Below are 26,471 nucleotides of genomic sequence, written 5' to 3' on the forward strand. Positions count from 1 at the left end.
GTAAAAGTTATCAGAGCCAGTATTGGATGATTCATATCGTCATTCCAGAAATGAGGAACGAATTATCTGGAATCTAAACAGAGTGCGATTTGAGTAGATTCTGAATCACGTTCGTCCCTCACTGTTCAGAATGACGCGATAACGCTGAGACGCCCCGAAACAAAGAATTTGAAAGGAAATTAAGATGGCTGCTAAAGACGTTAAATTTGGTAATGACGCACGTATTAAAATGCTAGAAGGTGTAAACGTTCTGGCTGACGCAGTAAAAGTAACGCTAGGTCCTAAAGGCCGTAACGTTGTTCTAGACAAATCATTTGGCGCACCAACGATCACTAAAGATGGTGTTTCAGTTGCACGTGAAATCGAACTTGAAGACAAGTTCCAAAACATGGGCGCGCAAATGGTTAAAGAAGTGGCTTCGCAAGCGAATGACGCGGCGGGCGACGGTACGACTACAGCAACAGTTCTTGCTCAAGCAATCATCACTGAAGGCTTAAAAGCCGTTGCTGCTGGCATGAATCCAATGGATCTTAAGCGCGGTATCGACAAAGCAGTTATCGCTGCAGTTGAAGAGCTAAAAGGCCTTTCTGTTCCATGTGCAGATACAAAAGCTATCGCGCAAGTAGGTACTATCTCTGCAAACTCTGACGCTACAGTGGGTAACATCATTGCTGAAGCGATGGAAAAAGTAGGCCGTGATGGCGTTATCACTGTTGAAGAAGGTCAGGCTCTACAAGACGAGCTAGACGTAGTTGAAGGTATGCAGTTCGACCGCGGTTACCTATCTCCTTACTTCATCAACAACCAAGAAGCGGGTTCTGTTGATCTAGAAAGCCCATTCATTCTTCTTATCGACAAGAAAATTTCGAACATTCGTGAGCTTCTTCCGACTCTAGAAGCTGTAGCAAAAGCATCTCGTCCACTTCTTATCATCGCTGAAGATGTAGAAGGCGAAGCGCTAGCAACACTTGTTGTGAACAACATGCGTGGCATCGTGAAAGTCGCGGCTGTTAAAGCGCCTGGTTTCGGTGACCGTCGTAAGTCTATGCTACAAGATATCGCTATCCTAACGGGCGGTACGGTTATCTCTGAAGAGATCGGCCTAGACCTAGAGAAAGTAACGCTAGAAGACCTAGGTCAAGCTAAGCGTGTAACTATCACTAAAGAAAACTCAACCATCATCGATGGCGCGGGCGAAGAAACAATGATCCAAGGTCGTGTTTCTCAAATCCGTCAACAAATCGAAGATGCAACGTCTGACTACGACAAAGAGAAACTTCAAGAGCGCGTAGCTAAGCTAGCTGGCGGTGTTGCAGTAATCAAAGTGGGCGCTGCAACTGAAGTTGAGATGAAAGAGAAGAAAGACCGCGTTGAAGATGCACTTCACGCAACTCGCGCTGCCGTTGAAGAGGGTGTGGTTGCTGGTGGTGGTGTTGCACTTATCCGCGCTGCATCTAAAGTTGCTGGCCTTGAAGGCGACAACGAAGAGCAAAACGTCGGTATCCGTGTTGCACTACGTGCAATGGAAGCGCCTATCCGTCAAATCACTAAGAACGCAGGTGATGAAGAATCTGTTGTTGCTAACAACGTTCGTGCTGGCGAAGGTAACTACGGTTACAACGCGGCGACTGGCGAATACGGCGACATGATTGCAATGGGTATCCTAGATCCAACTAAGGTAACTCGCTCTGCACTTCAGTTCGCAGCGTCAGTTGCTGGTCTTATGATCACAACAGAAGCGATGATCACTGATAAGCCACAAGATTCTGGCCCTGCAATGCCTGATATGGGTGGCATGGGCGGTATGGGTGGCATGGGCGGCATGATGTAATCATCCCCCTTTCTCTATAGCAGAGAAAGTCACACATAAGCTTTAGAAAACGGAGACTTCGGTCTCCGTTTTTTGCTCTTAAGCCTTATTTATTCGCATCCCGTATCTGTATTTCAGCTTCACCATCCCCCTTTTTTCCAAAGCTCCTTGGTCAGCCTGCCTTGTGCGTAAACTGTTGTTCATCAATTTTTTGCAGCATCATGTCACGCTTAAATGGTTTTGGAAGATAATCGTTCATTCCACACTCGAAGCAACGTTTAATATCATCATCGAGCACGGATGCCGTTAAAGCGAGGATATGTGTTGCCTGAAGTTGCAGGTTTTCTTCATAGCGCCTGATTCGCTCTGTTGCCTCAAAGCCATCTACATTCGGCATCATGCAGTCCATCAAGATAAGGCCGATGTCTTGATTATGCTCTTTATATAAATCAATCGCTTCTTGTCCATCATTGGCAACCCAATATTCAATCCCTAACTTATCTAAATTGATACATACCACCTTCTGATTTACGCGGTTATCTTCAACTACGAGGACTTTTTGACGTACAGTCGCTTCTATCGGCTCAGGTTGATGTTGAGGGGGTTGTGGCTGTGACCTTTCAAGTACGGAGTTCAACATGCTACTTAAGCGGGAACCGAGCATAGGAAGAGTCACATAGCCTGAGATAAAATGACACTCACTCATAGGATCACTAAGATTATCTTTCACTATGATGATTTTCACCTCTGGTGCTAAGCGATGCAGTGTTTTGGCTTGGTTAATATCTTCCATCAAAGCGATCTCTGGGAGGTCAGTTGCCGCCAAGTTTGTTTCGATTGATTTTAGTTGTGGTGAGTAACCAAGGCGGAACAAGTCATCGAGTAAAAGTTTCGATGGCGCATCTGAATAATAGACAACGGTTTGTTTACGATTTTTATGTTCAGAATGATCTGATGGCACTACGGTTAATTGGAAATGAAAGCAACTGCCCACGTCCTTCTCTGACTCAACGTTTATCGAGCCTCCCATCATTTCCACCATACGTGACGAAATACTAAGCCCTAATCCGGTCCCCGCAATATTGGAGGTGATGTTGGTATCTTCTTGGCAAAACGCTTTGAAAATGTGCTCTTGTTGGTCTGCTGCGATACCAATACCCGTATCTCGAACAGAAAACTCGACCACACACTCTGTTTCCAATGATGGAAGCCGTTTAGCGGTGAATACGATAGAGCCTTGTTCTGTAAATTTGATCGCATTTGAGGCTAAATTCATCAACACTTGGCGAATTTTATTCCCATCAACATGAATGTACTCTGGGAGCTCGCCATCAATTTCAACTTCCAACTTAATCTGCTTTTGATAAGCTTTAGAAGAAATCAGAGTCACGCTATCAAACAGCAGCTCTCTTAAGTCTGTCGTATGTGGATTAATTTCCAGTTTACCCGATTCAATTTTGGACAGATCGAGAACATCGTTGATCAACATAAGTAAGGTTTGAGAAGAGGTATAGATAGTCCCAAGGCAGTCTTTCTGTTCTGCGGATAGTTTGGTTTCTGCCAGTATTTCTGACATACCAATCACGCCATTAAGCGGTGTCCGTATCTCATGAGACATATTGGCAAGAAAGGCACTTTTTGCACGGTTTGCTTGTCGTGCTTTCTCTTGTGAAACAATCAATTGAGTTTCAAGTTGACTGGCACGCCACACAACATAAAGCAGCACCAGTAACGTCACCCCTCCTAATGCGGCTGTCGATAAGTAGCTGTACGACTTTATCTGCGTCAGGCTCTCTGCGATCTGCTTGGGTGTTTCGGTGAAAAGTAAGTTGAGCTCATCTTCAACATGATAAATACTGCTGGTGAGTTCTCCTTTGAGGCCGCTATCAGAGCTGTACCCGACACTCTTTAACCCTCGCTGCAATCGCCAAAAGTGGCGTTTAAAATTATTAAACGAAGCTAATGCACTGATCGTTCGGGAATTCTGTTCTATTTCATCTTGGATTTTGAACAATGAATCGACAATCTTATCTAATGTTGTCTGATCAAAATCGGTAAAGAACTGATACATGAGATCTTGTGTTTCTAAAGTCAATTCTTCAAGCTGCACATTATTGGATTCATGTACGAAGCGCTCAAGTGTCAACGCTGCATTTTTTAGTTTCTCAATGAGCCCAATTTGGTCCCTCTTGCCATGTATGCTGACTAACTCAAGGGCTAATAATGTAAAGGCGGTGTGGTACTCGTCGAGATACTCGACAACTTTGGCATAATTAAAAGAAATATTGAGGTCGCTTCGTACGATTTTCCCATCGATCTCAGCCAGCTTTTCGATCAGCTGACTTCGCTTTATATTGAGTTGTTCTTGAATCTCTGGTTGCCTTGTGGAAACAAACTGCTGCTCTTGTCGTCTGACAGAGAGCATAACGCTATAAGCTTCAGAAAGACTGAGCTGGAGATTAATCATGTCCTGCTCTTTGTTCTTCAGAGCATGGCTAACATAGATATAGAGGCCTAAAAATAACACGATAGCCAAAAAACCACGCGAAATAATCGCTTTAATGGTCTGTTTATTCGTAGGTTCCTTAATCATGCTATTCCCACTGTTTCATATCGTTCTATTCCTATATTAGAATTTAGTTTATTTTCAGAATTTTACGAACATTAGTTTTTGAATACCTGAGGTCTGTTGATCTTTTATCAATAAATTTTTTAGGATGACATCGCTTTAGATGCGGCAATAAGTGTGTGGGCTATAAGCTTGTGAAACATGTTGATTTTCTCGCCTAGATTTTTGTTTGGAATAATAAGCGTTAGAGCGGAGGTTTCGGTCTCTGTTTTTTTTGCTTTTCGCATCTCGTTCACTCGAATCCCGCATCTGCTCTTAACCATTGCTCTTTATGATTTAGCGGCTTATATTCAACAGTACAGTTATTACATTGATTTAACATGGGTAGCTGTTGAATAAAGGACAATAAATGCTTGATTAAAAATGGATTAATCAAGTGAACAATAAGTCAGTGGAGACTCCCCAATGAAAAAACTACTTTCAGTACTTGCTGTGTCTGCAGCAGTAATGGCACCGGCGGCATTTGCTTCTTCGCCTGTTATGTTTTCAACGATCAATGGCTTCAACGCACCTGACTCAGATGCTGTTGGCGGTGTGCGCTTGGCTTTACTTCACGGACAAGTGAACGACCTTAAAGGTCTTGATCTTGCTGTTGTTGGTATGTCTGAGACGCAAACGACCACAGGTGTGAACCTGGGTATTTTGGGTGCATCAAAAGTGAACCAAGAAATGACCGGTGCATCTCTAGGTTTCTTCAACTGGAACACGGGTAAAACAACGGGTGTTAACCTTGGTGCTGTGAACATTACTAATGATGTGAAAGGCGCGAACGTGAGTTTCGTCAACTACTCAGAAGGTAACACTATGGTTGATGTTGGCGCTGCGAACCTTTCAGAAGTGTCTACGGTTCAGGTTGGTATCTTCAACAAAACCAACAAAATCGAAGGCGTACAAGTTGGTCTGATCAACTGTGCTGACAACGGTTTCTTCCCGTGCTTCCCGATTGTAAACTTTGCTAAATAACGCTGTCGTTTAGCCTTTGGTTCTCCCATTGGCGAGCAACGTTCAGTTAGTGCATTAGCTTTTAAGCGCTAAGCCTATCAACGCCTAAACCCTTGTTTGGGCGTTATTACATTCAATTCTACTTCCACGATAAACTTCTCAAATTACCCAATAAGCATGTTGTTTTATATTTGTTGTTGCGATGTTTGAATTTATAGGTACAATGTGCGATAAATTCCCAATGATGATTTATATGCTTTGATTAACCACCATACCGTCGATTTTAAAAAGGCTTTCTTAGGCCTGACCGCCAGTTTTTTAGTAGTTTTGAGCTTGTTGCTCGTTGATTCAGCGGAAGAATCAGATAAACAGTATGGAATGGAGAACCAAGGCGTAACACGCTCTTTAGCGGAGCTCACACAGATCATAAATGCGCTTGAGTACAACATCACTGCGCTTTATCCACTGCATGGGGATACCTACGTATTCTCGCATGACAAAAAGATCGAGGGTGAGACGTGTTACTTCACCAGTGAGGAGCAACATGCCCCTCGTTTTGATTTTATGTTCTCTGGCCCTCGCGAGATGTGCAACCCGGAATCGGACCTTTATACCGAAGCGGGTAAGCGCCTGTTCATCGCGCCGACCATGGCTTATTTTGCCAATACCATTGATACCATCTCTGCGATTTATTTCATTTCAAAAGAGAAATTCATTATCTCTTCGCCTTCTGATTTTGCCAGTTACATTAAGGGCGACACCTTTGATTCGGTTGTGAATAGCAGGCCTTATTGGGTGAATACGATTCGCTTTGGCTTAGCTCAAGGGCAAGACCAAGTGGTGTATACCGGCCAATATGATGATCACTTAACAGGTCAGAAAGTGGTGACCTTAACCAAAGGAATCTACGTTAATGGTGAGTTTAAAGGGGTATTGGGTGTCGATGGTTATGTCTCGAACCTAGTATCGAACCCTACCCATGGCTATAAAGTCACCAGTACTCGAGGCGCAAACAAATACGGGTTTATGGATTTTACGTATTCCAAGCCTCTGTATGTTGATGACATTAACACCCAGCTATATCTGAGTATTGAAGAAGATAAGAGCGAGCACTTTCTGCATGTATTGGAGATGGAGAAGATTCAGCTTTCGATACTGTTGGTTTTGTATCTGCTCTCGGTTTTATGGCTATGGCGCTTCTATACAAGACAAGAGCACCAGCGTTTAAATGAGCTAGCAATGCGCGACCCATTAACGGGCTTGCTGAATCGACGTGGTTTTGAGGCTCGATTACTGGCGCAAGATGAAGAGCCGATTATTGGTGTTGGCGTGTTTGATATCGATGATTTCAAAGTCGTTAATGATCAGCATGGCCATAAAGTGGGGGACGAGGTGATTTGCCATGTTGCTCGGTTGATGCTGAACAGCGTTAGACAGCAAGATATCGTGGCTCGATTTGGTGGCGAAGAGTTTGTTGTCGCGATTACGGGTGAATCGTCTGAGTTGCTTTCATCGATCTTTGAGCGAATTCAAAACGACATTAGCCTACAGAGTTATCGATGCCCTACGGGTGACAAGATTAGTATCTCAGTGCCTGGTGGCGCGACGCTTTACTCTTTGTATAAGTTCGACAGCGTAGGGCACTTGTGGGAAAACCAGAGTATTCGTTCGTCTGATGAGCAGCTCTATAAGGCAAAGGCTGCGGGTAAGAATCAGGTGTGTATTCAGGTGTATTAAGTTCTCCCAAAATAATGCGAAGCCTAGTCGTTTGACTAGGCTTCTTTGTATCATTGGCATTACCACTAAGGCTATCAAGTGCTGCGCTATTTCTTCACGCGACCTTTTCGCATCCACTTTTGGTGAACGCCACGACGTAAGCTTTGGAAGCTGTTTTCCACTTTATCGACACCAAGCAGAATCACTAGCGCCATTAGCGTGATAATGACCGATTGGGAAAGATGCCCTAGTGCGATCATCATACCTAATGCTGCGAGTACCCAGATAATTGCGGCTGAAGTCACGCCATGAATCTTGCCATCCAGTGTCATCATTACACCAGCCCCAAGAAATCCAACACCCGTAATTATCTGACCAAGCACACGAGCTTGATCGAGTGTGTTAGGGGAAAGGCTAATCGCCATCGTAAGGAAGAAATAGGTACCACTGATGATCAGAATCGACGTTCGGATTCCGACGGGTTTACCGCGTGTTTGCCTTTCGATTCCGATTAAAGAACCACACAGCATGCATGCAGCGAGGCCTGCCCAGCTAAAGGGGGCAAGGTTGAGAGTTTGTTCTATAAATTGTGACATATCACCCCTCCTAAAAATTTAGAATAGAGCCGAGTATGCTAATAATAGACCGGACGATCGAACAAAAACTTTTTGTCTTAACGATTGATAAAGATTACTTAAAACCTAGCAGCCGCTTGTTGTTAAGGTGAAGGCTGGTGTCGTGGTCTCTGTCGCTTCTTGGTACTCAATACGATAAGAAGCGACCATTGCTCTAGATAGAGTTATTCAATATGTAGGTCGAGTAGTGTCTTACTAGTGCGGCCGCCAATTTCACGAGTTAACTTAGGTACGAGGTAGCCAGAAACCTCAGAGATTAATCCCTTAAAGTGACGCTTGGCTTCTTCATCTGAAATATAGAAATGAGCGGCGCCCTGAACCTTATCAAGTACATGCATATAGTAAGGTAAAACACCGGCGTCGAATAGCTTTTCGCTTAATTCTTTCAATGAGTTAGCGTTGTTATTTACACCTTTTAGCATCACGCCTTGATTGAGCAGAGTAGCCCCAGTTTGCTTTAGCTTATGAAAGGCTTGCTTGAGTTCTAAGTTAATCTCGTTGGCATGATTAATATGGCTCACCATCACCACATTGAGGCGAGTTTGAGCTAACAATTGGCACAGTTCATCCGTTACTCGAGCGGGAATCACAACCGGTAATCGGCTATGAATTCGAACTGTTTTCACATGTGGAATTTGTGCGATAGCATGAATTAGCCACTCTAGTTCGCTGTCTTTTGCCATCAGTGGATCGCCACCCGACAAGATAACTTCGTTGATCTCTGGGTGAGCAGCCACATAGTCTAGGCTGGTTTGCCAAACAAACTTCGAGCCCTTGTTATCTTGGTAAGGGAAGTGACGACGGAAGCAGTAGCGGCAGTTAATCGCACAACCGCCTTTTACAATCATCAGTGCACGATTTTTGTATTTGTGCAGTAAGCCCGGAATTGCATTTTCTTGTTCTTCCAAAGGATCGGCGGAATAGCCTTGGTGTACCTCAAACTCTTCGCTTAGCGGTAAAACCTGTCGTAGCAATGGATCGTGTGGGTTGCCTTTTTCCATTCGTTCGACAAAGCTAAGAGGTACCCGAAGTGCAAATAACTCACGAGCAGCGAAGCCTGCTTGCCATGGTGTTGGGTCTATTTCCAATGCCTCAAGCAGTTTTGTCGGGTCAGAGATCGCATTCGATAGTTGTTTGAGCCAGTTTTGCTCAACAGATTCGACTTTTCGGGTTATGATATGCGGCATTGAAATTAACTCAAAGATGTGGAAGAGAAAATCATGGCGTCAGTAAGCACCAATGAATTCAAAGGCGGTTTAAAATTCATGATGGATAACGAGCCTTGCTCAATTATCGAAAATGAATACGTTAAGCCAGGTAAAGGCCAAGCGTTTAACCGTGTTAAACTTCGTAAACTGCTGTCAGGCAAAGTGTTAGAGAAAACATTTAAGTCAGGCGATACAGTAGAACTAGCGGACGTTGTAGACGTTGAACTAGGCTACCTATACAGCGATGGCGAATTCTACCACTTCATGAACAACGAAACATTCGAGCAAATCGCTGCTGATGCAAAAGCAGTAGGCGAGACTTCTAAATGGTTAGTTGAAAACGACGTATGTACTCTAACGTTGTGGAATGATAACCCTATCACAGTAACTCCACCAAACTTTGTTGAGATCGCAGTAACAGAAACCGATCCTGGCCTTAAAGGCGACACACAAGGTACTGGCGGTAAGCCTGCAACTCTAGCAACAGGCGCGGTAGTTCGCGTACCTCTATTCATCGCTATCGGTGAAGTTGTTAAAGTTGATACTCGTACTGGCGAATACGTTGGTCGTGTGAAGTAATTGACTTCAAGTATCTGAAAAAGGTCGCTTAGGCGGCCTTTTTTTGTATCCCAAGATCAGATTCGCGTAAACGAGATGCGGGATGCGAGATACGAAGAGCTGGAAAATCAAGAGTGAGTAAGCCAGATGCGATTCACCTTGGTTACAAGGCTACATTATGTGACTAGTGTCATATTTTGGTTGTATTCTGGATGAAAATCAAAAATTTTATCTAACTTATAGATTTACAAGGTGTTGTTGGCGTTTATATATCGCAACAAAAATCTCTCAATTCAATATGTGACTGTTTAATATTGATTTTGTGAATGTGTGTGGTGGGAAGGGAAGCTGATTACAATATTGTTAGAATGAGTAGAGTCTACTAGCTTTATACGCGATGTTATTAAGCAACTATGTGGGTATTGATATGAGACTTGATGCAATTAAGTTGGCTCTTGGTTTGGTTAGTATCGTCGGGCTTTCAGGATGTGATGACGATGATACAACCGTGTCAACCACGACTCCGAGTGAGACTCCCTCGACTCCCAGCTCCCCAGCTGAAACGACTAAATACAGTGTGACTGCAATTGATGGTTATTTACGTCATGCTCGAATTTGGTTAGACCTTAACGGTAACTACGTCTTAGACGACGGTGAGCCTAATGCTATTTCTGGTGATGGCGGAGTTGCAGATTTAGACGTCACCGATGTCGACAACCCTGAACAGTACCCTGTCGTTGTGCAAGCGATCTCCGGGCAGACGATTGATGAAGATGAACCTGATGTTACGGTGTCTGACGACTATATTATGTCAGCCCCTCCAGGTGAAAAAGATGTCACCCCTTTGAGTACGCTAGTTCACATATTGATCGAGCAAAACACTACAGATTCTGACGATGCTGCTGCGGTTGAAGCAGCAAAGCAAGCTGCCATTCAGCAAGTCGCTGATCAGCTAGGCTTAGATGAAGATGAAATCTTAGGTGATTTTGTTGAGTCAGGTGTTGAGGCTGCCGCTTATGCCGCTGAAAACTTGGTTGATTCAAATGTTTTGCCTTCATCTCCTCAAGAGTTGCAAGAAGTTGCTGAAAGTGAAGATAAAGGGACTAAGTTTATCTCTGTGACTGCATCTGTGAATAATGAAATCAAAAAGAAAATTGAAGAAGTTGCAGGTGATAGCGATAAGACATTTGATAATGTTGGTGGTGCGACAGAGGGTGTCGATTTTTCTAATGACACAGATGATGACGGCGTCCCCAATGACTTAGATGACTTTCCGAATGATCCCGATGAAAGTCTGGACTCCGATGGTGATGAGATCGGTAATAATGCCGACCTAAATGATGATACGGTGGACGGAGAAGATGACATCTACCCTGATGCCAATGATGCGTTTCCGACGGATCGTTCTCGTGCTGGTGACCATGATTCGGATGGGGTAGACAGTATTGATGATGTCTTCCCACAAGATCCAACTGAGTGGGCTGATAATGACTCTGATGGCTATGGTGACAATCAAGATGTATTTGATAATGACCCAACCGAATGGGCAGATACGGACGGTGATGGTGTTGGTAATAATGCCGATGAATTCCCATCGGATCCCAACGAGTCCTTAGATACGGACGGTGATGGCGTTGGTAATAATGCCGATGAATTCCCAACCGATGCGACCGAATGGGCAGATACGGATGATGATGGCTTAGGCGATAACGAGGATGACCCGTATCCAAACGATACGGATAACGACAGTTACAACAATGATGTTGATGAATTCCCAACCGATGCGACCGAATGGGTCGATGTGGACGGTGATGGCGTTGGTAATAATGCCGATGTTCATCCAGAGGATGGAAATAAGTCAATTGCTGATGTTGTGGCCAATGTTAGTGCAACTGATGTAGCAGTTTTAAACATAACAGATCGCGATATCATTACACTGGATATTGAGGTCGAAGAAATGGTTGAGACACTGAATAGCGGAGAGATTGTTACCACCATAACTACTCAATATATCACTGCTGATGACGTGGTATATGGCACGACACAAAGTGTCGATCACCTGTTAAATGATGACTTTACTCGTATCCAGACCTTTGCGTACGACTATAACCTCGATGGTACTGCACGTTACGAAGGCATGTCTCTTGAAATTGGTACTAGAACCGAAACAAGCGAGACGTATTGGCGCTATATCGATGAGGGTGATGCATCTCTTGAGGGCGGTTTCGGCGGTAATGGTCGTGTCTATGAACAAGGCGTAGCCTTAACATCTAGAGTTCACCCAAATGACTTATCTCAAATAGATACAATACATAGTGTATCAGTGGAATTTGAGGACGTCGCAGAGGGCGTTCAAGCGGTCGAAACGTTAACCGAATACACGGTAAATGGCTTTGATATCGACGATGTTCAAACCCATCAAGCTCAATGGGTTCAGACTTTAACCACTGTAACGCAGGATTACGTGCAGAGTTTCGTGGAGTCTAAGCAGGACTGGGGTGCAGACGGTTACATCAATGTTGAACTTCGATTTAATAATATCCCTGATGGTAGCTATGTCTACGAATATTCGACACCAATATGGGCAAACCCACAAGATGGTGAATTCCATGAGTACGCAGACTTTAACTTTAATGATGGCAAATGGGACGATCTCACAGCGTACTGGAATTACTACCGCAAAGAGGTACTGATTAATGGTGATGTTCTTGAAAGTGGAGAGCGTACGGTTCTAGACGAGGAGACGAATACTCAACTTATTGTCGATAGTGATCCAAAAAATACTTTGTTCAATGAATGGAATGCAGTGTCTCGCTCTGTTAGTGATGTGGAAGAAAATAAACACATAGAGTGGCAGCACTACCCATTAACTGATTATTCATTTACGACTGACACAGATAACGTCGGACAGGCCTATCGCGTTTACCAGAAACAATCTAATGGCCTTTGGGTTGCTACCTCATTTGATGAGTGGGGAACACAAGCTGTTGTGGATCTACCACAACAGGTAGAGGATGCCCGTGTTGCTGGCACAGAGTTGGAGCTTATTGATGACCAAATCATTCCAGGCCTGAGCCGATACGCTACGCTGTTACCTACAAGCAGTTTCCAATACGATGACAATGGGCCAATTCAATGGCACGTCGTAACACAAGACTATCTGTTCACTGATACTGGTATTCCAACACTGGTTACACTGGATCTTGGTGATAGTGGTGTGGTTCCTGGTTCGTTTACCGGAGTGAATGATGTTGATATGGTGCTTATGGTCCCGGATGTTGAGAATCCTTGGCCTTGGCACAATGCTTACTATCGCAGGGGCATAGACACTTGGAGCATGGACCTAACGGAGGAAGCGTTTAGTTGGCATAACAGTCTAGGAGTGTTCTTCTTAGACGAGACAGCTGCGCAAGATTATCTTGCAGAGTTTTTAAATCAAGATAGCGACGACGATGGCTTTAAAGACTACGAGGATGCTTTCCCTAATGATCCAAATGAATGGGATGATAGTGATGGTGACTATGTTGGCGACAATAGCGATGCCTTCCCTTATGACTCATTAGAGTGGGCGGATTCTGATAGTGATGGTTTAGGCGATAACCATGAGAATGCAACCGAAGGTTTAGATCCGAATAATGCTGATTCAGATGAAGACGGCGTTTATGACGGTGAAGACCTTTATCCAACCGACCCAAATAAGTGGACTATTACCGCCCAAGAGTTTGCGGAGCAAGAGGGGACTCTTTACGGATTCTTCAGCGATTGGAGCGAACTATCGTTCGTAGATATTCTGTTTAAAGAAACCTTGAGTTATGGCGGTGATACGTTAACCCTTACGGAACTCATACAGTACCGTGGTGATCAATCCTTTATCCAGCTACCACTTGAAGCTGAGGGGGACGTACAGCTCACTGAAAACGGCTGGCAAACTCCGGTAGGTTATACGATAGACTTCTCTGGAGAGCAACTTATTGCCTATCCAGAAGACAATTCCAGTTTCTATTATTCAGTAGAATCAGAAGTGGTAAACCTATCGGGTATGGCATTGTATGAAGTCTACTTTGAGTGGTTCGACTTCATGGAAGAGGCGAGGTTCGCTGAAGGCTCACAAGCGGTAATGTTTACCTTCTCTCCAGCCGTAAACCAGTACTTCCTATGGGAGGGTGGTAGTCCGTACGTGAGGTTCTCTGACGTCGGTTATGATACGGATGGTAGCTCTATTACAAGTCTGGACGACATTATTGTGTCGCAGTCGGTCGGTGAGTCGGTTTCCACAGATCTTACTACCTCTGTTGGCCTCTATCTAGACTTTGATATCGAGTTAGTGAGTGATGGCACGGCGCATTATTACTTCTTTGATTGGGACGCAGGAACGGCAAGTCGCGTCGCTACTGCGGATTACTTACGTTACACATTACACGGTGAAGATATCGTCGAATTTACCGTACCAGTTGAGGCTATGCCCTACATGGGAGAGGGGGATACGCCTACCATGATCTTTAGCATGTACAATGGTGAACTTACGGTAGGTGAGATTGAGGCGCCAAGTGCTGAACCGTCGGACGATACTATGTACGCTTTCAATGGTATTGCCGCACAGTCTATAGAAGATGGTGTAGTGTTGAGCGATTACCTATTTACCTGCTACTTGGGTGATAGCGATGATCAGTCAAGCCCAATCATGGCTGACTATGAGCTTGCGATTACGGATTGTGGCGGTCGAACTCACATTACCAGCGAAATGGTCGAGGGTCTAAACTTCCAACGCGTTAAAGGCAATGGAAATACTCGTGACTACTTGTTCAATGCTGATGGCACAGTGCATGTATTGAAGGGAGAGGGCGGTAACTATACTGACGATTGGGTCATAGAAGATGGCTTGGTTAAGATCAGCTATTCTGATGAATCGGAGAGCTTCACGACTTACTGGGCACTGTTAGATTCGTTGGATGATACGTGGTCAATCAAGTTCTATGAGAACGAAGTTGTGGACGGTCAATCAAGTAGCTATATCTGGATGGATACTATTATTCAACAAGATCGTCCGATTGTGCTTGAAGAGTGCTACATCGGTGATGCAGAACCTGTTGAGGGGCAACCTATCCCGAGTATGAGTGACTACGAAACGGCGATCACGGATTGTGGCGGTCGAACTCACATTACCAGTGAGATGGTCGAGGGTCTAAACTTCCAACGCGTTAAAGGCAATGGAGATACTCGTGATTACTTGTTCAATGCTGATGGTACTGTACATGTATTGAAGAGTGAGGGTGGTGACTATATCGATGACTGGGCCATAGAAGATGGCTTTATTAAGGTTAGCTATTCTGATGAATCGGAGAGCTTCACGACTTACTGGGCGTTATTAGAGTCAATGGAGCAAACTTGGTCAATTAAGTTCTTCGAGGAAGAAACGTTAGGCGGTGTGACTGAAAGTTGGATATGGGCAGATACCGTGGTGCAACAAGATAGAAACGCTCTGCAGTTTGACCCGACTAACTTGGTATTGATGGAGTACGATGGTAACACCCTCTTTTTCCATGATAACGGCAGTATGAGCTATATCGGCAATGATGGCACTGAGACCTATGGGAACAGTTGGATGAAAACTTCAGCTAATACCATGATGATAACTTATGAAGATACCTCAACCGAGCAATGGGTACTTTTATCACAAACTGATGATGAATTAACTATCTCTAGGGATGGTTCAGAGGAGGTGCTTACAAATGTTACCTACGAGGGAACAGTAACGGTCTGTGAGGATGGTGATTCACCGTGGGATGATTTTACGGACCAACCCTCTGACTTTGGCACTCGTTCGGACTATGACAGCGCAGTCGCCAACTGTACCGTTGGTGGTGCTCAGTTTATAGAGTCTGATTTCACAGGTAATGGCAGTGAAAGTTCTCGTTGGGAGCTCATCGATCTTTGGGAGATAAATGGCACCGTCATGGCTGTAGTTGAAGAAGAGGTTGTGTTCCATAGTAACGGTACTGGCTACTTTGACGATGATGAGGGATTGTTCGGGTTCGATTGGGTGATTTTGAATGGTGAGGTGACCTTAACCATAACCGAAGAGGAATTTATAGGAGCCAAAGACACCTGGAATAAGGTTGATCAAGATGGAGAGTATATTACGACTAAATCCTTCTGGAGCGATCCAACCTGGAGCAACCCTGCGCCGGCAGAGGGAGAAGCGGAGATAACCTCAGGTGTGATGCGATTTGTGGGGTTTGAATAGCCGTAACGCATAGACTTATCATCTAGCATAGAATAAACGCCTAGGGTCAAACCTAGGCGTTTTCTATTTAACTGTTAAATCATAAAAATGAAGATAATAGACAGTGCGCTGATTAGGCCTGCGAAGAAGTAGCAGCCAACTTTACCCGCAACACCGACATGGAACTTAAGGTCGTGCATGCCGTGGTGAAGACGGTGCATTGCGTGCCACATTGGCAGTGCTAGCGTACCGATGATGAATAGCGCACCGATAATGCTGGTGGCGAATTCAGACACACGCTCGTAGCTCATTGCGTCAGCATCAATGATGCCCATTGGCACTAAGATACCTAACACTAGAACCGTGATTGGTGTGATCATCGCAAACCAAGTACCGCCAGCGCCAAATAGGCCCCACCAGATTGGCTCATCAGAGCGTTGTGGGTTGTGGTTAACAGGTTTTACTTTGTAATTTGTGTTCATAACGAAAGCTCCTTACACCACAACAAGAACGATTAAAGAAATAAAAGCCACCGCTGCCCACTGGGTCAGTACGATGATTTTTTTATCAACCAATTTGCCTTTAAGACGGATTGGCATTACTTGAGGCATCATGCTGAAGAAGGTTTGAGCGTGCAGCAAGCTGCCTAGCAGTGCCACGATGTTGATACCAACAACGATAGGGTTAGCCATAAAGCTCAACCAACCAGCCCAAGCTTCAGGCCCTTTCACTAGTGCACCCAAACCGAAGGTTAGGAACAGAGTGAATAAAATCAAAGGCAGTACAGTCGCTTCACGTAGCATGTAGAAGCGGTAGAACGGATGGTTGCTCCACCACGTTCTCTTCATCTCACGAACATAAGGCTTACGATTGCTCATATTATGCCTCCTCTGCTGTTTTTACTTGCGATCCATCAGGCTTGAACATCGAAATAACTAAGTCCATTGAAGACTCAACTTTGCCTTGGTTTACTGCAGCCGCTGGGTCTACTTTCTTCGGACAAACGTCAGAACAGTAACCTACAAACGTACAGCCCCAAGCGCCGTTGTCGCCATTGATAAGCTTCATGCGCTCAGCTTTACCATTGTCACGGCTATCTAGGTTGTAGCGGTGAGCAAGAGCAAGTGCCGCAGGGCCAATGAACTCAGGGTTTAGACCAAACTGAGGACATGCTGCGTAACACAAACCACAGTTGATGCAGCCAGCGAACTGTTTGTATTTCGCCATTTGCTCTGGAGTTTGGATGTTCGTGCCGTCTTCTGGCTTACGGTCGTTACCAATGATGTAAGGCTTGATTGCTTCAAGGCGTTCGATGAACGGTGTCATGTCGACAATCAAATCTTTTTCGATTGGGAAGTTAGCCAAAGGCTCAATCTTGAAGCCATTCGGGTAATCACGTAAGAAGCTCTTACATGCCAGTTTTGGCACGCCATCAACCATGATGCCGCAAGAACCACAAATCGCCATACGACAAGACCAACGGTAAGACAGGTCTTTATCTAGGTTATCTTTGATGTAACCAATCGCATCAAGTACCGACATGGTTTCATCAAATGGTACTTCAAAGGTTTGAAAGTGAGGTTCTGCATCGTGCTCAGGGTCATAACGCAGGATTTCAATTTTTTGGATTCGATTCGCTGACATTATGCTTGCTCCTCTTCGCTCTTCTTCGCATTCTCTTCTGCTGCTTTTTCAGCGGCAGCGGCTTTCTCTGCAGCTTCACCGTACAGACGAGCTTTAGGTTGAGATTTGGTGATCTTAACGCCGCTGTAGTCGATGGTTGGTGCTGCATCTTCGTTGTAGAAAGATAGAGAGTGTTTCAGGAAGTTTACGTCATCACGTTCTGTGCAGTTGTCGTCTAGACGTTGGTGTGCACCGCGAGACTCTTTACGAAGGATCGCTGAGTGAACCATCGCTTCTGCAACTTCAAGACCGTAACCCACTTCGATAGCGTAAAGTAGGTCAGTGTTGAATACTTTGCCTTTGTCTTTAATGCTGATCTTCTTGTAGCGAGCTTTCAGTTCAGTGAGTTTGTCGATGGTCTTTTGCATCAAGTCTTCTTGACGGTAGATACCACAACCCGCTTCCATGGTGTGACCCATTTCAGTACGGATATCAGCCCAGTTCTCGTCGCCTTCTTGAGCCAAGATGCCTGCGATGCGATCTTCAACCGCTTTCACTTGCTTAGCGATAGACTCTTCGTTCCAGCCTTTGAATTCAGCAGCGCGTTTCACCGCTTCTTCACCAGCAACGCGGCCAAATACCACGAACTCAGCCAGTGAGTTAGAACCTAGGCGGTTTGCACCGTGTAGGCCAACTGAAGCACATTCACCAACGGCGAATAGGCCTTTAATACGAGTTTCACAGGTACCGTTAGTTTCAATACCACCCATGGTGTAGTGAACGGTTGGACGAATTGGGATCGGCTCTTTTGCTGGGTCTACGTTTACGTACGCTTTTGCTAGCTCACAGATGAACGGTAGACGCTCTTGTAGGTACTCTTCACCAAGGTGGCGAAGGTCAAGGTGTACGACATCACCAAGTGGGTGCTTGATGGTGTTGCCTTTCTGCTGCTCGTGCCAGAATGCTTGAGAAACTTTGTCACGAGGACCCAGTTCCATGTATTTGTTTTTCGGCTCGCCCACTGGAGTTTCAGGGCCCATGCCGTAATCTTGCAGGTAACGGTAGCCGTTCTTGTTGACGATGATACCGCCTTCACCACGACAACCTTCGGTCATCAAGATGCCAGTGCCCGGTAGGCCTGTTGGGTGGTATTGAACGAACTCCATATCACGCAGTGGTACACCGTGGCGATAAGCCATTGCCATACCGTCGCCAGTTACGATGCCGCCGTTGGTATTACAGTGGTAAACACGACCTGCGCCACCGGTTGCTAGAACAACAGATTTTGCTTTGATGGTAACAAGCTCACCTTCAGACATGTGAATCGCGATTAGGCCTTGTACTTCGCCATCTTCAACGCCGCTCTGGTTTTCTACGAGAAGGTCCACCACAAAGTACTCATCAAATCGTTTGATTGTGTCGTACTTCATCGAAGTCTGGAACAGAGTATGAAGCATGTGGAAGCCGGTTTTATCCGCTGCGAACCACGTTCTCTCTACTTTCATACCGCCGAATCGGCGTACGTTTACTTCACCGTTTTCTTTACGACTCCATGGGCAGCCCCATTGTTCCATTTGGATCATTTCGCGAGTCGAGTTTTCAACAAAGTATTCAACAACATCCTGTTCACATAGCCAGTCGCCACCGCCAACAGTATCGTTGAAGTGGTTATCTAGGCTATCTTCGTCTTTAATTACCGCTGCTGAACCGCCTTCTGCCGCTACCGTGTGCGAACGCATTGGGTAAACTTTAGAAATCAGTGCTACTTCCAGTTCAGGATTAGCTTCAGCCGCAGCAATAGCTGTACGAAGACCAGCGCCGCCTGCGCCGATGACTGCGATATCTGTGGTAATTGTCTTCACAGTTATTCTCCAGTGTGATGCGGAGTATTCCGCTTGTTATTATAAAAAGCCTATTTAGGAGGTTCTAAATTGTAGGAACCATTTAGCACCCCTAAGCCTTAAGTGGTAGGTTCAGTGTAAGAGAGGAAGGTATTCGAAAAGTTGATGCATTTGGGTTTTTAGGTCGGTAATGCATATGGAGGCATAGAAATTATAGGTTATGTGACTGCAATCACGGCAATGAATCGTTGATAACGATTAACCCACAGGACGGGTGTTAACGGCTTGTTGAGTATGATTTTTGTTATCAATGTTGATGTGAAATATGTATTGATAATTGTATTGTAGAACGTAATTTTCTGGCTTCATTAAAACAACATTTTGCTTTCACGAATAGAAAGATAGAAGCTTACAAAAGCGATGAAAGGTGGTAATTTTCGTCGCCTAGAATTCAGTAATATGGAACTCAATAATGCACTCTACATGGCAACCGGCCGCAACCATTAAACAGTTAAAGCAACGTGCTGATATCCTTAATCAAATTCGTCAGTTCTTTGCTGAGCGAAACGTGATGGAAGTGGATACGCCTGCGATGAGCCACGCCACGGTGACGGACGTGCATTTGCATACTTTCAAAACTGAATTCGTAGGGCCGGGTTATGCGCACGGTCAGCCTCTGTTCTTTATGACTAGCCCTGAGTTTCATATGAAACGTCTATTAGCGGCGGGCAGTGGCTGTATTTACCAAATTTGTAAGTCTTTCCGTAACGAAGAAAATGGCCGTTACCACAACCCTGAGTTCACCATGTTGGAGTGGTATCGCGTTGGCTTTGATCACCATGACCTGATGGATGAAATGGATTTGCTGTTACAGCAGGTACTTAAATCGGGCTCAGCAGAGCGAATGACTTACCAACAAGCCTTTATTGACGTGTTAGGTGTGTGTCCACTGGAAGATTCGATGGCTACGCTAAAGCAAGCCGCAGCAAAACTTGGGCTCAGCGATATAGCTGACCCTGAAGAAGATCGTGATACCTTGCTGCAGTTGCTGTTTAGTATTGGGGTTGAAGCCAAAATAGGCCAACAAGTCCCTGCGTTTGTTTATGACTTTCCGGCTTCACAAGCGGCATTGGCTAAGATTAATCCTGAGGACCCGCGAGTGGCGGATCGCTTTGAGGTGTACTTTAAAGGGATTGAATTGGCAAACGGCTTCCATGAATTAGATAAGCCACAAGAGCAGCTCAAGCGCTTTGAAGATGACAATGCCAAACGTATTGAGATGGGCTTATCGCCTCAACCGATTGACCATCACTTGATTGAGGCATTAAAAGCGGGCTTACCAGACTGTGCGGGTGTTGCTTTAGGTATTGATCGTCTGATCATGCTGGCGTTAGGTTATGACCACATCGATGACGTGACGGCTTTTCCTTTCCCACGTTCTTAACTTTTTGCTTTTGTTTTTACTGAGAGTGAATAGTCATTAGCTATTCACTCTCAGTTTCCAATCAGCTGCCAATTAACTTCACTAGCTAGCTGACTAGAATACCAGTACCCACTACGGCAACAATGGCACCGATCCAAGCGTAGGCATTTGGTCTCTGTTTGGTGTACAGCCAAAGTATTGGTAACAACATGATAGGTGTGGTTGAAGACAACAGAGCAACCATGCCGACATTTCCTTCTTTCAGTGCATACAAGATCAGCGTCATTCCCACCGCCATAGCAAGAAAGCCGTTCACTGCGGTAATCGCGAATATTTGACCATTCATCGGGTTAATTGCGCGTGAGAGCTTAGCGCCAGTTAGACGAAATGCGGAGTGAGCAACAAAAGCGGTGATCATACGAATCGCTGAAGCGGCAACAGGGTCTATGCTGGTTTGCATCACGGGTTTTGCAATAATACCGCCCAAGGCTTGGCAAATAGCGGCAGTGATTCCGAGAGCTACACCAATCCACACGGTGCCCTTGATGGTTTCGAGTTGGTTGTTGGCTTGTCCTCGACGACCAAAGAATATCGCGGTTAAAACGCCGCTAAACACCAAAGCCGAGCCAATCAGCTCCACCGAAGTCATGCTTTCGCTAAATAGGAAGTAACCAAGAATTGCCGAGAACACGGCGTGACAAGAGAACAGCAAACCTGCTTGGCGCGGTCCCATTCTGTTCAAACAAGCAAATAGGGCGGTATCACCAATGAAGATGCCAATTAGCCCAGACAGCATCATCGGCGTGACGAGGTCTGCTTCGACCGTTGACCAGCCACCAGTAAACCAAGCCATGCTCGATAAGATGATAGCAGTGCAACCCATGCGCCAACGGCTATAGGCGAAAGAACCTAAGTGTTGAGCAGGCTTTACTGACATCAGGCTCGCGATAGCCCAAAGAAAAGCGGCAGCAAGAGCCAACCATTCGAATCCCATTGAAGTGTACGTCCGTGTCAAAATGTAGAAGTGGGGGATTCAATATGCACTAAACCTTCCAGATAGCAAAGACGTGATTACTATCTGGAAGGGCATTAGTAGGGATTAACGTGCTAGGTGATGATAAACAGGGCGAGGTAAACCATCAGCAAGCCCACAATACCTAAGATGATGCCCATCTTCGCCATGTCTTTGCTTTCGATAAGCCCGGTCGAGTAGGCCAGTGAGTTTGGTGGTGTCGATACGGGCAGAATCATGCCAAGTGACGCAGAGAAGGCGACCACAACCAGCAAGCCTTGCAGACCACCAATCGCAACTAGGCTTTCCATGGAAGCACCAATTGCAGCGGCTATCGGCATCAGCAAGTTGGCCGTCGCAGTGTTTGACATGAAGTTCGCCATTAACCAACACACGATAGACAATGTCAGTACCACAGCTGCAGGTGACAGCGATTCATAGTCAATTGCGTGTGCGAGTGCAGCGGCTAAGCCTGTTTTATCTAAGCCAATACCAATCGCAATACCACCTGCGACCAGCCACAACACATCCCAGTTAATCAGCTTGAGTTCTTCTTTGCCCATGATGCCAGTGAGCGTAAACACAGCCAGTGGAATGATAGACACGACATAGGTGTTCATGCCGTGCAGTTTGGTGGTCATCCACAATAAGATTGTCGCAGCGAAGGTGATGTAAACCACAATCGCTCGCCAGCTCTTTCTAAATTGTCCATCAAGCTTGAGCACCATGTTTCTTTCTTTAGAAGGGAAGAGTTTTTGTAGAAGAAACCAAGCGATGGTGAGTTGGATGATCACAAAGGGTAAGCCCATCATCATCCAGCTGAGGAAGTCGATGGTATTTTCACCCGTTAGGTATTGCAGCGCGATGGCATTGGGCGGTGTACCGATTGGGGTTGCGATACCGCCAGTATTGGCAGCAATTGGAATACACAACACGAGCGCTTTGATACCCATATCGCCTTTTGGTGCAGATGCCACGATAGGGCCGAGCAGCGCAAGCATCATTACCGTCGTTGCGGTATTTGACATGAACATTGAGAACACGGCGGTGATCAGCATTAAGCCGAGCATAATGAAGCGCGGCTCTGTACCAAATGGTTTGAGAAGCACTCGAGCTAGGTTGTTATCGAGTTCATACTTGGATGCGGATATCGCAAGAGCAAAACCACCCATGAAAAGGATGATGATCGGTGACGAAAATGCACCGAAGATGTCGGTATATTTGATTAACTCACCGAGATCGTGCCCCGCTGGTGGATTTCTAAATAGGTGTAAACCTTTGTCAGATATCATCACCAGTTCAAGCGCAATGATCAAAATGGAAGTGGCGAATACCGGTACAGGTTCAAGCACCCACAGCAGGGCTGCTAATAAGAATATCGCCAACAGGCGGTGTTGAATCAGCGTGAGATCATCGATTGGTATTGAATCTATCGGCATGAATAACACGCCTAAGGGAATCGCAAAACAAATCAACAGCTTGACCAGAACGCCAACATTGAGTTTAGGCATGTACAAAGACCCTATAAATAAAATATCTTCAAATAGAGTAAGTTATCTGGATTTCTGGTACTTGGAGACGGGTTGGAAAATCAAAAAGTTGTTTAAGGTTTCGACAGTTGTTTTGTTTTTGGTCAATCTTTTATCTGGGCAATTAGAGACAAGAGTGAGAAGCAGCAGGTGGCTGGGCAGGGTTTGAAAGATTGAGTTGTTAGAGCTTGAGTAGCAAATGAATCGGTAGAGTTAAGAAAAAGGCGCGTTCTTCTCTGAAATAGAAAAAGTAACGCGCCTTGAAAGCTTAAATGAGTTAACTCAAATTGTTAAGCTTGGTCAGTGTTCTCAGCAGAATCGGTAACAACATCGTCATTTGCTTGCGCTTCTTTGCCAGCAATGTGCGCGAAAGGTGTACCAAGAACCGTTTTCTCGCCATTTTGCATAGTGTCGTCAAACTTGATCGCATCTTTAGCGAACAGGTTGATAACGGTTGAACCAAGCTTAAAGCGGCCCATCTCTTCGCCTTTCTTCAAGATGATCGCTTTGTCACCTTGTGCAGGGTAATCCCATTTGTAAACCGAGTTACCACGAGGTGGGGTGATGGTACCTGCCCATACTTGCTCGATGCTACCTACGATCGTTGCGCCAACCAGCACTTGTGCCATTGGGCCAAATTCCGTATCGAAGATACAAACGACACGCTCATTACGTGCGAATAGGTTTGGAACGTTTTCTGCCGTTAACGGGTTAACTGAGAAAAGGTCACCTGGAACGTAGATCATCTGGCGCAGTGTGCCGTCGCATGGCATGTGCACGCGGTGGTAATCACTTGGAGACAGGTAAAGCGTTGCGAATTCACCGTCTTTAAATTCATCCGCTAGCGCAGCATCACCACCCAATAGCTCGCGAGCTGAGTAGTTATGGCCTTTCGCTTGAATCAGTTGACCGTCAGTAATTGGGCCAAATTGGCTCACACGTGCATCTGCAGGGTGAACAATAACAGATTCACCTTCGGCGATGGGACGCATGCCTTCTTTCAATTCACGCACGAAGAATTCATTGAATGTTTTAAAGTGTTTTGGATCGCTATGCAGAGCTTCATCCATGTTCACTTTGTATTGCTTGATGAACCAGTTGATGATCGCTGTCGTTAAGCCGCCCGCTTTAGCAGACGCAAGTTTGCCGACTAGGCGAGTTAATCCATGTTGTGGAATCCAGTACTGCAATCCAACTTTAATCTTATCCATTGTATTAATTTTCCAATGCTAATTGTTTTTCAATTAAATCTGTCGATGACGGTTTAGGGCGCGAGATGTTACTTAAATTCGCGCCAATTGTCAGTAAATGCACACATTTGTTCACAAAAACGCGATTAGAGATCGGCTTTTTTGTTGCGTGAATACTGACGGTTATCTTTGTTACTCGCCATGCTTTCAATGATGCGGTGGTAGTTGTCGAAACGTAATCGACTGATCTTTCCGTTTTCTACCGCTTCGCGCAGGATGCAGCCTGGGTCATCAATGTGTTTACAGTCACGGAACTTACAACCGCCAAGGTAAGGCTTGAACTCGATAAAGGCTTCAGTGATTTCGTCGGCCTCTAGGTGCCATAGGCCGAATTCACGCACTCCTGGTGAATCAATCAGATCACCACCAGAAGGGAAGTGGTATAAACGAGCTGCCGTGGTTGTGTGCTGACCAAGACCTGAGTTCTCAGAGACTTCGCCTTCTTCAATGTCTAGCGTAGGCATTAATGCATTCACTAGGCTTGATTTACCCACACCCGATTGACCAACAAAGATGTTGATACGGTCTTTGAGTTCAGCTTCCAGCTCTTTGATGCCGTAGCCAGACTCTTTACTCACGAACATCACTTTATAGCCGATCTTCTCGTACTCTTTAAGTGTTTCACGGTATTCAGCAATCTGCTCATCAGTCAGTAGATCGACCTTGTTCAGTACAACAAGCGGCGCGATGTTTACCGTTTCTGAAGCAATTAGGTAACGGTCGATAATATTAAGTGATAGCTCTGGTAGCACAGCCGATACGATAACCATTTGGTCGACGTTCGCAGCTACTGGCTTTAGGCCATCGTAGTAATCAGGGCGAGTCAGCATTGAAGTTCTCGGCTCAACCGCTTCCACAACGCCAGAAATACCGGCCATTGATTCTAAGCCTGCGCGCCAAGTCACTCGGTCACCAGAAACTAAAGTCTCGATACTACGGCGTAAGTTACAACGATGAACTTCGTTAGTTTCAAGATCTTCGATATCAGCATGTTGGCCAAAGCGCGTAATCACGAGTCCGCTTTTGGTTCCGCCAAGCATGTTCTCATCCCATTGGATAGAATCTTCTTTCTTGAGTCGCTTGTTCTGGTTGCTACGTACACGACGTACTTGACCTTTGGTTAACTTCTTTTTTTTAGCCACAATTTTTCACTTAACACATCTAACTTGATGATTGGGGACTCAAACAGGATGTTGCTGGTACCACGTGATTTCGATGGTCCTAAAGCTAGTTTGAGTATAGTTATTTGGGTATAGTACCTCTTTTACACATAAACAAATAGGCGACGCCTTATGTCCTTTAGCGATCAGAACCTTATTTGGGTTGATCTAGAGATGACAGGACTTGATCCTGAAACTCATAAAATCATTGAAATTGCTACTATCGTTACTGATAGTGAGCTTAACATCCTGGCTGAAGGACCTGTTTTGGCTATTCACCAACCTCAGAGTGAATTGGACAAGATGGACGAGTGGTGTACAACGACTCACACTGGCAGCGGCCTCGTGAAGCGAATTCAAGAAAGCACGGTTTCAGAGCAAGATGCCATCCAACAAACCATTGAGTTTCTTGAAAAATGGGTACCAAAAGGTAAGTCACCAATTTGTGGCAACAGCATTGGTCAAGACCGTCGTTTCCTATACAAGCACATGCCAGAGTTAGAAGAGTACTTCCACTACCGCTATGTTGACGTAAGCACTCTGAAAGAGCTGACTCGTCGTTGGAAACCTGAAGTGTTAGATGGTTTTTCTAAGTCGGGAAGTCACCTTGCGTTAGACGATATTCGAGAGTCGATCGCCGAGCTGCAGTACTACCGAAAAACGATTATTAACATCTAGTCGAATAAAATGATCACGTTTATCTAACTTTTCAGGGACATAAGAGCCGTTTTTTTTGCAAATCTGTGTGCTTTTACAGCAGTTGAGTAAAAAGTTTCGTAATTTTGCATTAAGGACTTGCATCACAAAAAAATGCTCTTATAATTCGCAGCCCTGAACGGAGAAAGACGTTTTCAGATTGCGATACTAGCTCAGTTGGTAGAGCGCAACCTTGCCAAGGTTGAGGTCATCGGT

At 45.2% G+C, this 26,471-nt stretch carries 18 protein-coding genes; 7 read left to right on the forward strand and 11 right to left on the reverse strand.

Annotated features, from left to right (window positions below; translation table 11 throughout):
* Positions 1–184 precede the first annotated feature (184 nt).
* Positions 185–1,831 carry a chaperonin GroEL gene (groL, locus tag AB6D93_RS06945; protein ID WP_102332654.1) on the forward strand — a complete coding sequence of 549 codons (1,647 nt, stop codon included), beginning with the start codon at positions 185–187 and terminating at the stop codon, positions 1,829–1,831.
* Between the two features lie 151 nt (positions 1,832–1,982).
* Here the strand turns inward: groL and AB6D93_RS06950 are convergent, their stop codons facing one another.
* Positions 1,983–4,403, reverse strand: coding sequence for an ATP-binding protein (locus AB6D93_RS06950; RefSeq protein ID WP_102332655.1), 2,421 nt, complete (start codon positions 4,401–4,403; stop codon positions 1,983–1,985).
* Positions 4,404–4,844: 441 nt separating this feature from the next.
* On the opposite strand from AB6D93_RS06950, the gene AB6D93_RS06955 reads away from it, so the two are divergent.
* Entirely contained in the window at positions 4,845–5,402 is a 558-nt protein-coding gene (locus AB6D93_RS06955) for a VC2662 family protein (protein ID WP_017061293.1), read from the forward strand.
* 237 nt (positions 5,403–5,639) lie between these two features.
* A complete protein-coding gene (locus AB6D93_RS06960; protein ID WP_102332656.1) occupies positions 5,640–7,118 on the forward strand; it encodes a sensor domain-containing diguanylate cyclase in 1,479 nt (492 codons plus the stop codon).
* Between the two features lie 86 nt (positions 7,119–7,204).
* Here AB6D93_RS06960 and AB6D93_RS06965 read toward each other — a convergent pair whose 3' ends face one another.
* A complete protein-coding gene (locus AB6D93_RS06965) occupies positions 7,205–7,693 on the reverse strand; it encodes an MgtC/SapB family protein (RefSeq protein ID WP_004733333.1) in 489 nt (162 codons plus the stop codon).
* 203 nt (positions 7,694–7,896) lie between these two features.
* Complete coding sequence (gene epmB, locus AB6D93_RS06970; protein WP_102332657.1) at positions 7,897–8,919, reverse strand: EF-P beta-lysylation protein EpmB; 1,023 nt, start codon at positions 8,917–8,919, stop codon at positions 7,897–7,899.
* 33 nt (positions 8,920–8,952) lie between these two features.
* Here epmB and efp point away from each other — a divergent pair, with 33 nt between their 5' ends.
* Entirely contained in the window at positions 8,953–9,519 is a 567-nt protein-coding gene (gene efp, locus AB6D93_RS06975; protein ID WP_017067165.1) for an elongation factor P, read from the forward strand.
* Positions 9,520–9,925: 406 nt separating this feature from the next.
* Positions 9,926–15,742, forward strand: a complete 5,817-nt coding sequence (locus AB6D93_RS06980; protein ID WP_240799506.1) for a hypothetical protein — start codon at positions 9,926–9,928, stop codon at positions 15,740–15,742.
* 74 nt (positions 15,743–15,816) lie between these two features.
* On the opposite strand, the gene frdD is transcribed toward AB6D93_RS06980, so the two are convergent.
* The 4 genes from frdD to frdA are packed head-to-tail and all read right to left on the reverse strand — an operon-like array spanning position 15,817 to position 19,206.
* The gene (gene frdD, locus AB6D93_RS06985; RefSeq protein WP_102332658.1) at positions 15,817–16,203 is read right to left on the reverse strand and encodes a fumarate reductase subunit FrdD; all 387 of its coding nucleotides are present in this window, start codon (positions 16,201–16,203) and stop codon (positions 15,817–15,819) included.
* Between the two features lie 12 nt (positions 16,204–16,215).
* A complete protein-coding gene (gene frdC / locus AB6D93_RS06990) occupies positions 16,216–16,599 on the reverse strand; it encodes a fumarate reductase subunit FrdC (RefSeq protein WP_017061300.1) in 384 nt (127 codons plus the stop codon).
* 1 nt (position 16,600) lies between these two features.
* Positions 16,601–17,365 (reverse strand): succinate dehydrogenase/fumarate reductase iron-sulfur subunit, encoded by a 765-nt coding sequence (locus AB6D93_RS06995; protein WP_102332659.1) that lies wholly within the window; start codon positions 17,363–17,365, stop codon positions 16,601–16,603.
* Positions 17,365–19,206, reverse strand: a complete 1,842-nt coding sequence (gene frdA / locus AB6D93_RS07000; RefSeq protein WP_102332660.1) for a fumarate reductase (quinol) flavoprotein subunit — start codon at positions 19,204–19,206, stop codon at positions 17,365–17,367. Before frdA ends, AB6D93_RS06995 begins: the two co-directional genes overlap by 1 nt.
* Before the next feature lie 451 nt (positions 19,207–19,657).
* Here frdA and epmA point away from each other — a divergent pair, with 451 nt between their 5' ends.
* The gene (epmA, locus tag AB6D93_RS07005; protein WP_102332661.1) at positions 19,658–20,629 is read left to right on the forward strand and encodes an elongation factor P--(R)-beta-lysine ligase; all 972 of its coding nucleotides are present in this window, start codon (positions 19,658–19,660) and stop codon (positions 20,627–20,629) included.
* Between the two features lie 85 nt (positions 20,630–20,714).
* On the opposite strand, the gene AB6D93_RS07010 is transcribed toward epmA, so the two are convergent.
* The 4 genes from AB6D93_RS07010 to rsgA form a co-directional block, all read right to left on the reverse strand.
* Entirely contained in the window at positions 20,715–21,602 is an 888-nt protein-coding gene (locus AB6D93_RS07010; RefSeq protein ID WP_102332662.1) for a DMT family transporter, read from the reverse strand.
* Between the two features lie 113 nt (positions 21,603–21,715).
* Positions 21,716–23,131, reverse strand: coding sequence for a DASS family sodium-coupled anion symporter (locus tag AB6D93_RS07015; RefSeq protein WP_017061303.1), 1,416 nt, complete (start codon positions 23,129–23,131; stop codon positions 21,716–21,718).
* A gap of 308 nt (positions 23,132–23,439) precedes the next feature.
* Positions 23,440–24,360, reverse strand: a complete 921-nt coding sequence (gene asd / locus AB6D93_RS07020) for an archaetidylserine decarboxylase (RefSeq protein ID WP_017063172.1) — start codon at positions 24,358–24,360, stop codon at positions 23,440–23,442.
* Between the two features lie 125 nt (positions 24,361–24,485).
* Positions 24,486–25,541, reverse strand: a complete 1,056-nt coding sequence (rsgA, locus tag AB6D93_RS07025; RefSeq protein WP_017061306.1) for a small ribosomal subunit biogenesis GTPase RsgA — start codon at positions 25,539–25,541, stop codon at positions 24,486–24,488.
* Between the two features lie 150 nt (positions 25,542–25,691).
* On the opposite strand from rsgA, the gene orn reads away from it, so the two are divergent.
* On the forward strand, positions 25,692–26,237 hold the full coding sequence (orn, locus tag AB6D93_RS07030; RefSeq protein ID WP_010434065.1) for an oligoribonuclease: 546 nt from the start codon (positions 25,692–25,694) through the stop codon (positions 26,235–26,237).
* Positions 26,238–26,471 lie beyond the last annotated feature (234 nt).

Origin of the sequence: Vibrio sp. 10N.247.310.23 (assembly GCF_041467155.1) — a bacterium.
Taxonomy (GTDB): Bacteria; Pseudomonadota; Gammaproteobacteria; order Enterobacterales; family Vibrionaceae; genus Vibrio; species Vibrio crassostreae_C.